The sequence below is a fragment of the Natronomonas marina genome (assembly GCF_024298905.1).
Classification (GTDB): Archaea; Halobacteriota; Halobacteria; order Halobacteriales; family Haloarculaceae; genus Natronomonas; species Natronomonas marina.
The window spans coordinates 1,106,693-1,118,759 of the sequence record NZ_CP101154.1; the positions used below are offsets into that span (position 1 = coordinate 1,106,693).

Consider the following 12,067-nt stretch of genomic DNA (forward strand, 5'->3'; position numbering starts at 1 on the left):
CTCCCCTGTCATCCACCCGTCTGCGGCGGCAGCGGAGCCGCCGACCCCTTCGATACGGCGTGCCGACGCATCGTTTATTGCGGTTCGCGCCCATCCGCCGGGCGTGCGCATCGGTATCACGGCACTCGGTTCGCTGCTGGGAGTCGTCGCCGTCGTCGCGCTCGCGCCCCTGGTGCCGGTCACGGTGGCGCTGGCGGCCGGCGCGACGGCGACGGCGATCGTGGTCCGCCGGGGGCGAAGCGGCCAGTACGCCCTGGGGGGCAGCCTGTTCGCGCTCGGCGTCGCCGCGTGCGTCCTCTATCTCCCCCGGTTTCCCGGGGCGTGGGCGCGGACGCCGCTGGTCGCCCTCCTCGCCTTCGGCGGACTGAGTGCCACTATCGTCGTTCTCCGGTGGCTGCTCTCGTTCGTCGGCAAGCGGGTCGTGGCGCTGTTCGTCGACCCGGACAACGCTGAGGGCGTCTGGGACGCGCTCTCGGCGTTCGGCGGGCTGCTGGTGATAACCTGGAGCGTCCTGACCGCCCACGAGAAGGCCCTCCGCACGGGCGGCATCACCGTCGTCGGCGGCAGTACCATGCTTCTCGACGCGCTGGGAGTCCGGTATCCCGTTGCGGTGCCGTACCTCCGACGGGGAATCGCGTTCTCGGTGTCGGGGTACGAGGTGGTGATCCCGTCGTGGCTCGTCCGCAACGGCGTCGACGCGCCGACGGTGCTGTTCGTCGGTTGCGTACTCGTCGGCTTCCACACCCTCGAGACGCTGCGCGCGACCTGGTCGGCGGTCGTTTCCACGGGCCGGACCGCCACCGGGACGAGCGCGGACGCGGGCGCCGGCCCGGACCCCGCGGGCACCGATACCGCCGGCGGCCGCGAGTCGAATCCCCGCCCGGAGCGGACGACCGACGCCGATGCGGCTGGCAACGACGGGCGGGGAAGCGAGGACGGCGACCACGAGGACTGAGACGGGGGCTCAGCCCGTGCGAAACGAGAAGTCCAGTGCGGGTGCCGAGTGCGTCAGGCTTCCCAGCGAGACGACGTCGACGCCCGTGGCGGCGTAGTCCGGCACCGTCTCGACGGTGATGCCGCCGGAGGCCTCCGCGAGCGCGTCGCCGTCGATCGCCTCGACGCCTCGCTCGGTCTCGGCCGGGGTCATGTTGTCCAGCAGGACGATATCGGCGCCCGCCTCGACGGCCCGCCGGGCGTCGGCCGGGCGCTCGACCTCGACCTCGATCTTCGTCGCAAAGGAGGCCCGCTCGCGGAACCGGGCGACGGCGGCCCCCATCCCCAGTTCCGCGACGTGGTTGTCCTTCACCATCACCATGTGCGAGAGGTCGAGCCGGTGGGTGTCGCCGCCACCGGCGGCGATGGCGCGCTTCTCGACCCCGCGGAGGCCGGGCGTCGTCTTCCGCGTGCCGGCGACCCGGACCCCGTCGTCGACGGTTCGGGCGGCGTCGACCGCCCGGCGGGTCCGCGTGGCGACGCCGGCGGCGTGGCCCGCGACGTTGACCGCGACCCGCTCGCCCCGGAGTACGTCGCTGGCGGGGCCCTCGACTTCGAGGAGAGCGTCGCCGGATTCGAGCACCTCGCCGTTCTCGAGGCGGTCGAGTACGTCGACGTCGAGGTACTCGAAGACGGCCGCCGCGGCGTCGAGGCCGGCCGCGACGCCGGTGTCCTTGGCGACCAGACGGCCGGTCGTCGTACCGTCGACGTCGTTGGTGACGTCGTGGTGGCCGAGGTCCTCCCGGAGCCACCGCTCGATTTGCGAGCGCTCAATCGGCGTCAACGGCGGCCCCCTCCGCGATGTGGTGACAGCCCCGCGAGCGGTCGTTCTCGGCCGCGGCCCGCGCCACGAGCAGCGCGGTCACGCAGGCGCCCCGCAGTTCGTACAGCGACCGGCTCGTCCGGGTGCGCGTGTAGGCGTCGACCTCGCCCTTCAGCCGCCGCAGGACGCCCGCCGCGCGGTTCAGATCCTCGGGCGTCCGGGTGATGCCGACGTACTCGTCCATCACGCGGCGGAGCCGGACGAACTTCTCGTCGGCGAAGCCCTCGGGCATGTCGGGGTCGCTGTCCAGCATCTCGGGCGCCTCGACGCGTTCGGCCTCGAAGCCGGCCGCGGCCTCGCCCGCGCGCAGGCCCCACACGAGCGACTCCAGCAGACTCGTCGAGGCCAGCCGGTTGGCGCCGTGGACGCCGGTCCGGGCGCACTCACCGACCGCAAAGAGGCGGTCCAGCGACGCCCGGCCCTCGGTGTCGACGTCGATGCCGCCACAGAGGAAGTGCTCGGCGGGCGCGACCGGAATCCCGTCGGCCGGGTCGACGCCACGGCGCTCGCACTCGGCGGCGAGGCCCGGGAACTCGTCCGCGAAGTCCAGCGGCGAGACGTCCAGGCGAACCTCGCCGGTCCGCTCGCGTTCCCGTTTCACGGCGCGGGCGACCACGTCCCGGGGCGCGAGTTCGGCGTCCTCGTGGTAGTCGGGCATGAACCGCTCGCCGCCGGGTGAGCGGCGCTCTCCCGAGCCTCCGCTCGCGTCGCTCGCGGAGACGTCCCCGTTCCGCAGCAGGGCGCCCTCGCCGCGGACGGCCTCGCTGAGGAGGAACGTGCCGCGGCCGTCCTCGCCGCCGGTCGCGGCCGCGTCCCCGGGGGCGAACGCCGTCGGGTGAAACTGGACGTACTCCATGTCCGCGACGTCGGCGCCGGCGAGTGCGGCCATGGCGATGCCGTCGCCGGTCGCCGTCCGTGGGTTCGTCGAGCGCCGGTAGCAGGAGCCGATGCCGCCCGTCGCCAGCACCGTCGCACCGGCGAAGCAGGGCGCCCACTCGCCGTCTCGCTCCAGCAGGGCGCCGTGGACGCGGCCCTCGTGGGTGAGGAGTTCGAGGGCGGCGGTGTCCTCCAGTACCTCGATTCGGTCGTGGTCGGCGAGGTGGTTCAGGAACGGCGCGAGCAGGTGCCGGCCGGTCGAGGCGTCGACGTGGAGGATGCGCGCCTCGCTGTGGGCGGCCTCGCGGCCGTAATCGGGTGACTCCCCACCGTCGAACTCGACGTCCAGCGTCTCGACGAAGACGTCGCGGACGGCGTCGTCGGCCTCCGAGACCAGCACGTCGACCGCCTCGGGGTCCGACAGGCCGTCGCCGGCCTCGAGGATGTCGGCCTTCAGTGCCTCGGGGTCGCCGCGGGCGACGGCGACGCCGCCCTGCGCCCAGTAGGAGGTCGACTCCTCCGGGCGGGCGGCCTTCGTCGCCAGCGTCACGTCGGCGCCGGCGCGGGCGCCCGCCAGCGCCGCGGCACACCCGGCGATGCCGCTGCCGACCACGAGCAGGTCCGTCGTTCGCTCGCGGGTCGCCTCGCTCCCCGCTCGCGTCTCCGGGACGCGTGGCGTCTCGCTGTCCCCCATGCTCACACCTCCAGCATCCGCTCCAGCGCCAGCGCCGCCAGTTCCTTCTCGCGGGGGTCGACCTCGACGACGTTGCGCTCGGTGCCGTCGGCCAGTTCCTCCAGCACCCACGTCAGGTAGTTGGGGTCGACCTGCCGCATCGCGTTGCAGTCCATGCAGGCGTCGCCACAGAGCGGCAGCACCTCGACCTCGGGGTGCCACCGCTGCAGGTGGTTCGTGAGGTGGATCTCCGTGCCGATGGCCCACGTCTCGCCGGGGTCGGCGTTCTCGACCGTCTCGCAGATGGTCGAGGTCGAACCCGCGACGTCGGCGGCCTCGACGACCTCGCGGCGACACTCGGGGTGGACGATGACGTTTCCGTCCGGGTGTTCGGCGCGGAACGCCTCGACGTGGCCCTCGGTGAACCGCTCGTGGACCTGGCAGTAGCCGTCCCACAGGATTATGTCGGCGTCGGCCACCTCGGTGGCGTCGGCCGCCTCGGGGTCCCAGGGGTCCCACTCGGCGGTGGCGTCGGCCATCCCGAGTCGGTGGGCCGTGTTCTCGCCGAGGTGCTTGTCGGGCAGAAAGAGCACCTTGTCGCCGCGCTCGAAGGCGTACTCGAAGGCGTCGTGGGCGTTCGAGGACGTACAGACCAGTCCGCCCTGCTCGGCGCAGAACGCCTTCAGGTCGGCGTAGCTGTTCATGTAGGTGATGGGGACGATGTCGGCGTCGGGGGCGGCCTCGTTCAGTTCCGTCCAGGCAGCGTCGACCTGCAGCGCCTCGGCCATCCCCGCCATCGGGCAGGAGGCCTCCATCGACGGCAGGACCACCGTCTGGTCGTCGTCGGTGATGATGTCGGCGGACTCGGCCATGAACGTCACGCCGCAGAAGACCACGTAGTCGGCGTCGGCCTCGGCGGCCCGCTTGCTCAACTGGTAGGAGTCGCCGATGAAGTCGGCGTGTTCGACGATCTCGCGCCGCTGGTAGTTGTGGCCGAGGACGACGACGTCGTCGCCCAGTTCCTCGCGGGCCGCCTCGATGCGTTCGGTCCGCTCGTCTTCCTCCAGGTCGCGGTACGCCGGCGGCAACTGCTCGAGGTCGTCGTACTTGAACAGACTCAGGTCGGTTTCGAGGTCGACCGTTTCCATTTCGGGCATGAGTGGTACCTCGTGGGGTTGCTCCGCCTACGAACGGGACTATTGATAAAATTTCGTCTTCAAAGACGGAGTCGGAGAGAAGGTATTGCCGCTAACCGGAGAGTAGAGAGAAGAACAGTTAGTGAACCGCGCGACCGTTGGAAGACGTTCAGTCGTACGTCTCCCGCTCGGCGACCTGGACCTCCGTCCCGTCGGCGGTGGCGACGACCCGCTCGGTGCCGTCGACGACCCGGTTCTCCAGGCGGAGGTCGTCGACCGCGACCGACTCGTTGGTCGCCGGGAGCGGCGCCGACCCGACCGTCGACCCGTTATCGAGGACCCGGAGTTCGAAGCCGTCGGTCGTCGGCGCGAGTTCGACCCCGTGGCCGTCGATGCGGGCGCTCGCCCGGGACGGCAGCGAGCGGTACGACCGGGTCCGCTCGCCGTCGTGAGTCAGGTCGACGGCGTAGACGCTGTCGTTGCCGACGACCTCCCAGCCCGTCCGGTTGGCCTCGACGGTCGCCCGCCAGCCGACCCCGCCGACGACGACCGTCCGGTTGCCCGCGAAGGCCAGCGACTCCTCGCGGACCGCGACCGTCCACAGTTCCCGGTCGGTGCTCGTGACGACTACCCCGGAGGCGTTGGCGGCCTCGGTCTCGTTGCCGACGCCGACCAGCGAGTCTCGCTCGACGGTGACGTTCTCGGCGTAGGCGACATCGTAGTCGCGGACCTCGACCGTCTCGGCGCCGGGGACGCCCCCGTCGGTGACGACGACGAGCCCCGCCGGAACCGCGGGCGCGGCGACGAGGATGGCGGCGACGGCGACGGCTGCCGCGGCGGTCCGGCGCCGGGAGACCGGCGAGCGGACGACCGAATCGGGCAGAAGCGGCGGCAGCGCGGGCAGCGCCAGCACCGCGCCGACGAGGACGAGGATGCCGACCGAGAGCCCGACGAGTTCGCCCTCCAGAACGATTCCCGCGACGGCGCCGGCGGTGCCAACGACGACGACGGCGAGCCACACTCCCGCGAGTTGGCGGCGGGTCGGCCGCCGGGGTAGCACGGCGAGCGGCTTGGGGAGCGGCCGCGGGCTGGCACCCGCCGCCGCGGCCACGAGCACCGAGAGCACCGACACGAGCGCGACGCCCGCGGCCCGGTACAGCACGAACGTCTCGCCCTCGAACCACACCAGGAGCCACAGCGACTGCACGATCCCGAGCAGGAACGTGCCGGCGAAGACGCGGTCCAGCGCCGGCCGGCGCCCGCGACGCCGAAGCAGCCACGCGCCGACGGCGACGCCCACGAGGAACCCGAGCATGTGCGCCTGGAAGGCGATGGAGGCCCACGGCGGCGGCGACGGCGCGCCGGCCTCGACGCCCGCCCGCACCACCGGATCGAGGAAGGCGGTGTAGACCGTCCGGATTGCGCTGGCGGCGACGAGCGCCAGAACCGTCGACAGCGGGTAGTTCACTACGGCCAGACCCGCGATGGCGAAGACGGCACCCGAGAAACCCAGTCCCGGCCCGAAGGACAGCGCCGCCGTCAGGAAGGCTGCGACGAGCAGGACGCCCGGGAAGACGACGAGCGCCCGGACCGCGGGGTTTGCGAGCACGCCCCCCGACCCGTCCCGGCCGCCGAGCCGCGTCCGGCGCCGGCGCGAGGGCGCGTAGTGGCCCCAGGCGTACTCGGCGATGGGGGCGAACGCCAGCGTCGCCGTCATGTTCCCGACGAGGTGGCCCGGCGACCCGTGGGCGATGCCGGCCGTCAGGATGCCGGTCGGGTAGAGGTACGACCACGTTACGAAGGGAAAGACGACGGGCGAGGCCCACGCCTCGAGGCCGCTCTGGGCCAGCAGGTAGAAGCCGACGACGACGGCGACCGTGACGAAGGTTCCCCACGGGACGCCGTAGACGAGTCGGTCCGAGAGCCGCACACGCCAGCGACCGCGGCCCTCGTAGTACCAGACGACCGCGAACGCGAACACCAGAGCGACGGCGAGACCGACCCGGGAAGGCGTTGCGAGCATCGTCGCCGGGTTCGAACGCCGTCGTCAAATAACCGACTCTTTCGGGTTGCCGGCGCCCTCACGCCTCGTAGACGACCGCGCCGTCGACGACCGTCATCGCCACCTCGACGTCGGCGATGGCGTCGTCGTCGACCGCCCACGGCGACGACCCGAGGACGACGAAGTCCGCCCGCTTGCCCGGTTCGACGGTGCCGAACCGGTCCTCGTCGTGGCCGGCGTGGGCCGCCCCCGAGGTGTAGGCCCGCAGCGCCTCGGTGACCCCCAGTCGCTGGCGCGGGTCCGGTGCCGTCACCGTCCCCTGGACGCCGTACAGCGGGTCCATCGGCATACAATCGCTGCCGAACGCCAGCGGCACGCCCGCCTCGAGTACCTCGGCGAAGGGGTTCGAGGCCGCGGTCCGTTCCTCGCCGAGGCGCTCCTCGTAGAGACCGCCCGCCCGCGCCCACCGCAGGAAGTTCGGCTGCATCGAGGCGACGGCATGGAACTCCTCGACGTCCCGGTCCGCCGGCAGCAGTTCGGCGTGCTCGATGCGGTGGCGCGCCTCGGGGTCGTCGGGCAGGGCGTCCAGCGCCGCACCGACCGCCTCGTCGCCGATGGCGTGGACCGCCAGTTGCATCCCCAGTTCCTCGGCCCGGTCGACCACCTCCGCGAGTTCGGCCGGCGGCACGACCCACTCGCCGGTTCCCTCGCGGTCGGCGTACGGTTCCGAGAGCTTCGCCGTCCCCGCGCCCAGCGAGCCGTCGGTGTAGGTCTTGATGCCGCCCACCTCGACGTACTCGCCGCCGTGGTTCGTCACGAGACCGGTCTCCTCGACAGCGTCGAGGTGGTCCGCCCAGTAGTAGAGCCGGACCCGAAGGTCCAGTTCGTCGTCGACGGCCAGTTCGCGGTAGGCCGCCGGCGCGTCCGAGTGTCGCACCATGTCGTGGACGCCGGTGACGCCGTGTTCGTGGGCGTAGTCGCGGGCCGCCGCGATCAGCTCCCGCGTCTCCTCGCGGTCCGGCGCCGTCTCCATGCGGAGGAACTCCGCGGCGTCCTCCCGGACCACCCCCGTCGGCTCGCCGCCCTCGCGGACGACGCCCGCCTCGGGCAACTCCTCGCCGTACCGCTCGAGGACGACGGAGTTGACCGACGCGGTGTGGAGGTCCTCCCGGAAGGCGACGACCGGCCGGTCGGCGGCGACCGAGTCCAGTTCCTCGCGGGTGAGGTACGTCCCGGCGGGCCAGGTCGACTCGTCGTAGCCGTAGCCGAGCACCCACTCCTCGCCCGCCGCCTCGCGGAGCAACTCAAGGGCCGCCTCGCGGTCGTCGGCCGCCCCGAGGTCGGCGTGGACGAGCCGCCGACCGACCACCTCCATGTGCGTGTGGGCGTCGACGAACCCCGGCAGGAGGACGCCCCCCTCGCAGTCGACCACGTCGGTCTCGACGCCGGTCAGGAACTCTATCTCGTACTCCGAATCGACCCGAACCACGCGGCCGTCCCGGACGGCGACGGCCTCCTCGACCTCGTCGGGGTCGGCCAGCGTGTGCACCTCGGCGTTCACGAACACCCGGTCGGCCGCCTCTGTCATACCGGAAGCGGGGGCGCCAGCGTCTTGAAACCCGCCGGGGTCGCGGCCAGGGACGGAAGCCCTTAGTCGCCTGCCCGCGAGGCGCCGGTATGGACGCAGAGGACCTCGCCGACCGGGTGCGGAACGGCGACGTGCGCCTGCACGAACTCGAACAGCACGCCGACGCCGACGTCGCCGCCGAGGCCCGCCGACTGCTCGTGGCCGCCGAAACCGGCGCCGACCTCGACGCGGTCGGCGCATACACCTTCGACGCCGCCGACGCCGACCCGAACGTGGAGAACATGCTCGGGGCGGCCCAGGTACCGATGGGCGTCGTCGGTCCCGTCCGCATCGACGGCGGCGCCGTCGAGGGGTCGAAGTACCTCCCGATGGCGACGACGGAGGGCGCGCTCGTCGCCTCGGTCAACCGCGGCTGTGCGGCCCTCCGGGCTGCGGACGGTGCCACCGCTCGCGTCCTGAAGAACGCGATGACGCGGGCCCCCGTCTTCCGGGTCGGTGACGTCGGTGAGGCCGGCGAAGTCGCGTCGTGGGTCCGGGCCAACGCCGAGCGACTGGCGGAGGCCGCCGAGTCGACGACGAGCCACGGCCGGTTGCGCGACGTGACGCCCTACGTCGTCGGCGACAGCGTCTTCCTCCGGTTCGCCTACGACACCAAGGACGCCATGGGGATGAACATGGCCACCATCGCCACGGAGGCCGCCTGCGACATCGTCGAGTCCGAGACGCCGGCCGAACTGGTCGCGCTGTCGGGCAACCTCTGTTCGGACAAGAAACCCGCCGCCATAAACAGCGTCGAGGGTCGCGGCCGGACCGTCGCCGCCGACGTCGAACTGCCGCGGGAGGTCGTCGAGGGCTACTTCGACACCACGCCGGAGGCCATCGTCGAGGCCAACACCCGGAAGAACCTCGTCGGGTCGGCGAAGGCCGGGTCGCTGGGGTTCAACGCCCACGCCGCCAACACCGTCGCCGCCGCGTTCCTGGCGACCGGCCAGGACGTCGCCCAGGTCGTCGAGGGAGCCAACGCCATCACGACCGCCGACGTGCGGGGAGATGACCTCTACGCCAGCCTGACGCTGGCCTCGCTGGAGGTCGGCACCGTCGGCGGCGGGACGAAGCTCCCGACGCAGGCCGAGTCCCTCGACGTCGTCGGGGTCCGGGGCGGCGGCGACCCCGCCGGCTCGAACGCCGACGCCCTCGCGGAGGTCATCGCGGCCGCCGCCCTCGGCGGCGAACTGTCGCTGCTCGGCGCGCTCGCCTCCGACAACCTCGCTAGCGCCCACGAGGAACTGGGCCGGTAGGGAGCGGTCGCTCGCCCGGCGAGTGCGGTCCGGCAGGCCCCGTCAGGTCGCGGCGTCGATGCGCTGGCTCACCTGCAGCGCGAGGCCGGCCACGAGCAGCGAGCCGATCCCGAGGAGAGCGACCGGACCGGAGCCGACGTCGACGACGCCGAAGAAGGCGAGCGCGAGCGCGAAGAACCCCCAGCCGGCGGCGGCACGATGCTCGTCGCCGACGAAGTGGACGACCGCCGCCCCGAGGAGGACGGTGGCGCCGACGCCGACGAAGAGGGCGTTCGGGATGTCGAACGCGATGTCGCCGAAGAGGACGACGCCCAGGCCGCCGAAGACGAGCGGACGGCTGTACGTCGTCGGTTCTCGTTCCATACGCGCACATGGGCCGACCGCTACAAATCCTCGTCGGAGTCGGTCGCCCGTCGAGCGCCGTCCGGCGCGACCGCGCCCGGAGGGAGTTCACAGTTTCCGGGTCTCGGCGACCAGAAACAGCGCCCCGCCGAGGACGACCGCCAGTCCGAGCGCCACCAGCCCCGGACTGCCGACCCCCGCCGCGAGGAACAGCGCGCCGAAGCCGACGGCACCGATAGCGTGCGCCAGGCCGCGGAGCCGAAAGCCCCGCAGGAGGTAGACCGGCGCGCCGACGGCGAACCCGAACGACAGCACGCCCGCCGAGAGCACGAACGTCGGCATCCGGGTCCCGAGAACCGAGACCGTCCGGACGGTCGGCGCGATGACGAGCAGAAAGCCCGCGAGACCGACGAGCGTGCCGACGACCGCGGAGGCAGGGTCGACCGCCGAGAGCGACGGCCGACCGCCCGACCCCGACGCCCCCGGGTCGTCCCACGCCTCGTCGGGTTCCCACTCGTCGTCGCTCACAGCAGTCGGTAGCACCCGCCGGTCTCGGTGACCTCGCCCCGGCGGCGGAGTTTCTCGAGGGCCCGCTCGACGTACTCGCGGTCGACGCCGTGCTCGGCGGCGCGGGCGGCCACCTCCTCGGCGGTCGGCTCCTCGAGTTCACGGAGCGCCGCCCGGACCGCCTCCTGCCGGGAGGGCGAGGCAGCCGTCGCCCGCTCGCCGGCGTCGCTCACCGTCTCGGCGTCCAGCCCCGAGGCCGCGAGGAACTCCCCGTCGCTCATGCCGACCGAATCGGGGTCGATCTCGTCGGGGTCGACGAACTCGCCGTCGTCGGCCCGGTCGGCGAGCATCGAACTCCGGACGCGGGCGGCCGCCTCGGAGCTGTCGGTCTCGGCGAATGCCTTCAGCTTCTCGAAGCGGTGCCGCGTCCGACACCGGGAACACTGCGTCGTCTCCGGGCGCCCCTCGACGACCCACAGGTTCCGACACTCCGAACAGCCGACCACGGAGTACATGGCTGCAACTGGGGCGCCACCGCCTTTGAATCTGCTGACCGGGGAACACCGTCAAGGTGCTCGGACGCCACGGACGAGTATGGAACGCGTCGGACTCTCCGAGCGGGAGACCGTCGAGGCGGTCGAACAGGTCCACCTCACACAGCTGGCGGCGGGTGAACGGACGAGCGTCCAGGGCTTCGAGATAGAGCCGGGCGCGACCGTCCCCGAGCACAGCCACCACCACGAACAGACCGGCTTCGTCTACGAGGGCGCGCTGACCTTTCTGGTCGACGGCGACGCGATCACGGTGAGCGCCGGCGACTCGTTCACCATCCCGGGCAAGGAGCCACACGCCGCCGAGAACCGGGGCGAGGTCGCCGTCCGCGGCGTCGACATCTTCGCGCCGCCGCGACCGAACCCCGACTGGGCGGAGTGAGGATGCGCCGACGGCGGTACCTCGCCGGCCTCGCGGGGACCGCGAGCCTGCTGGCGGGCTGTTCGACCGGGGACGACGCCGAGGAGGCCGATGAGACGGTGACGCCGGCGCCGGTCCCCGGGGAGGCACCGGCGACTCTGACGGATTCGTCCGGCGTCGTCCCCGAGACGGTCGGCGACGCCCACGTCGGGGAGCTGTCGGGGGGTTCGGCCACGGTCGGCGTCGAGTACGCGGCCCTGGCCGACGGGGAGCCGTTCGAGTCGACTCGCGTCCTGAGCACTGTCGACGGCGCGGCCTTCACCTACCGACGGTTCGACGTCCGGCGGACCGCCCCCGACGGCGTCTCCCGGACCTTCCGGGGGATCTGGTACGAGGACGGCGAGGCCGTGTTCCGGTTCGTCAAAGCGCAGCGCAAGTCCGTCTACCGCGAACCGGACGACTTCGACCCGCCGTCGCCCGGCGAACGGTTCGACCGCGATCGGATCGTGAGCACGCTCGCGGCCTTCGACCCCACGACCACCGCCGCGACCGACGGCTACCGGCTGGCTGCCGGGGAGGTCACTCACCCGGACCGGCTCCCGACGGGCGACCGGATCGACGGCGACACCGTCGGGTCCCTGTCGGCCCGCCTCGAGTCGGCGGGCACGGTGCCGGAGCTCCGGGCGTGGTTTTCGGGAGCGGCCGACGGCGATCCCGTGGTCGTCACCTACCGGCTGGCGGTGACCGACCGGGGCGAGACGACGGTCGAGCGGCCGGATTCGTCGGACACGTTCGACTGGTTCCTCGAACTGAAGGACGGCTCCCCGATCGAACGGGTGACGTCGACGCCGGTCGGAGCGGGCGACCCCCTCGGGCGGCGGCGCGCCTCGAACGGAACACGGAGAAAGTGACGTATC

Annotated in this window: 12 protein-coding genes; 4 read left to right on the forward strand and 8 right to left on the reverse strand. The window is 72.4% G+C overall.

The features are described 5' to 3' along the window. Positions 1–103: 103 nt before the first annotated feature. Positions 104–955, forward strand: a complete 852-nt coding sequence (locus NLF94_RS05965; protein ID WP_254840554.1) for a hypothetical protein — start codon at positions 104–106, stop codon at positions 953–955. A 9-nt stretch (positions 956–964) separates the two neighbouring features. On the opposite strand, the gene nadC is transcribed toward NLF94_RS05965, so the two are convergent. From nadC to NLF94_RS05990, 5 genes are all read right to left on the reverse strand, one after another. Next, positions 965–1,777 (reverse strand): carboxylating nicotinate-nucleotide diphosphorylase, encoded by an 813-nt coding sequence (gene nadC, locus NLF94_RS05970; RefSeq protein ID WP_254840555.1) that lies wholly within the window; start codon positions 1,775–1,777, stop codon positions 965–967. After that, positions 1,764–3,386 (reverse strand): L-aspartate oxidase, encoded by a 1,623-nt coding sequence (locus NLF94_RS05975; protein ID WP_254840556.1) that lies wholly within the window; start codon positions 3,384–3,386, stop codon positions 1,764–1,766. The genes nadC and NLF94_RS05975 overlap by 14 nt, the downstream gene beginning before the upstream one ends. A gap of 2 nt (positions 3,387–3,388) precedes the next feature. After that, positions 3,389–4,522 carry a quinolinate synthase NadA gene (nadA, locus tag NLF94_RS05980; RefSeq protein WP_350355845.1) on the reverse strand — a complete coding sequence of 378 codons (1,134 nt, stop codon included), beginning with the start codon at positions 4,520–4,522 and terminating at the stop codon, positions 3,389–3,391. Between the two features lie 148 nt (positions 4,523–4,670). Then, positions 4,671–6,524 (reverse strand): rhomboid family intramembrane serine protease, encoded by a 1,854-nt coding sequence (locus NLF94_RS05985; protein ID WP_254840557.1) that lies wholly within the window; start codon positions 6,522–6,524, stop codon positions 4,671–4,673. Positions 6,525–6,582: 58 nt separating this feature from the next. After that, on the reverse strand, positions 6,583–8,091 hold the full coding sequence (locus tag NLF94_RS05990; RefSeq protein ID WP_254840558.1) for an amidohydrolase: 1,509 nt from the start codon (positions 8,089–8,091) through the stop codon (positions 6,583–6,585). Between the two features lie 89 nt (positions 8,092–8,180). Here NLF94_RS05990 and hmgA point away from each other — a divergent pair, with 89 nt between their 5' ends. After that, a complete protein-coding gene (gene hmgA / locus NLF94_RS05995) occupies positions 8,181–9,389 on the forward strand; it encodes a hydroxymethylglutaryl-CoA reductase (NADPH) (protein ID WP_254840559.1) in 1,209 nt (402 codons plus the stop codon). Positions 9,390–9,431: 42 nt separating this feature from the next. Here the strand turns inward: hmgA and NLF94_RS06000 are convergent, their stop codons facing one another. From NLF94_RS06000 to NLF94_RS06010, 3 genes are all read right to left on the reverse strand, one after another. Further along, positions 9,432–9,752, reverse strand: a complete 321-nt coding sequence (locus NLF94_RS06000) for a hypothetical protein (RefSeq protein ID WP_254840560.1) — start codon at positions 9,750–9,752, stop codon at positions 9,432–9,434. 87 nt (positions 9,753–9,839) lie between these two features. Then, positions 9,840–10,259 (reverse strand): hypothetical protein, encoded by a 420-nt coding sequence (locus NLF94_RS06005; protein WP_254840561.1) that lies wholly within the window; start codon positions 10,257–10,259, stop codon positions 9,840–9,842. Next, entirely contained in the window at positions 10,256–10,753 is a 498-nt protein-coding gene (locus NLF94_RS06010) for a DUF5817 domain-containing protein (protein WP_254840562.1), read from the reverse strand. Before NLF94_RS06010 ends, NLF94_RS06005 begins: the two co-directional genes overlap by 4 nt. 79 nt (positions 10,754–10,832) lie before the next feature. Here NLF94_RS06010 and NLF94_RS06015 point away from each other — a divergent pair, with 79 nt between their 5' ends. Beyond that, positions 10,833–11,171 (forward strand): cupin domain-containing protein, encoded by a 339-nt coding sequence (locus NLF94_RS06015; protein ID WP_254840563.1) that lies wholly within the window; start codon positions 10,833–10,835, stop codon positions 11,169–11,171. Between the two features lie 2 nt (positions 11,172–11,173). Then, entirely contained in the window at positions 11,174–12,061 is an 888-nt protein-coding gene (locus NLF94_RS06020; protein WP_254840564.1) for a hypothetical protein, read from the forward strand. The last annotated feature ends 6 nt before the right edge of the window (positions 12,062–12,067 follow it).

Bases quoted from the DNA above. Each gene is read 5' to 3' on its own strand.
- NLF94_RS05975 (WP_254840556.1), bottom strand. From the start codon at position 3,386: ATGGGGGACAGCGAGACGCCACGCGTCCCGGAGACGCGAGCGGGGAGC.
- nadA (WP_350355845.1), bottom strand. From the start codon at position 4,522: ATGCCCGAAATGGAAACGGTCGACCTCGAAACCGACCTGAGTCTGTTC.
- NLF94_RS05985 (WP_254840557.1), bottom strand. From the start codon at position 6,524: ATGCTCGCAACGCCTTCCCGGGTCGGTCTCGCCGTCGCTCTGGTGTTC.
- NLF94_RS05990 (WP_254840558.1), bottom strand. From the start codon at position 8,091: ATGACAGAGGCGGCCGACCGGGTGTTCGTGAACGCCGAGGTGCACACG.
- hmgA (WP_254840559.1), top strand. From the start codon at position 8,181: ATGGACGCAGAGGACCTCGCCGACCGGGTGCGGAACGGCGACGTGCGC.
- NLF94_RS06000 (WP_254840560.1), bottom strand. From the start codon at position 9,752: ATGGAACGAGAACCGACGACGTACAGCCGTCCGCTCGTCTTCGGCGGC.
- NLF94_RS06010 (WP_254840562.1), bottom strand. From the start codon at position 10,753: ATGTACTCCGTGGTCGGCTGTTCGGAGTGTCGGAACCTGTGGGTCGTC.
- NLF94_RS06015 (WP_254840563.1), top strand. From the start codon at position 10,833: ATGGAACGCGTCGGACTCTCCGAGCGGGAGACCGTCGAGGCGGTCGAA.
- NLF94_RS06020 (WP_254840564.1), top strand. From the start codon at position 11,174: ATGCGCCGACGGCGGTACCTCGCCGGCCTCGCGGGGACCGCGAGCCTG.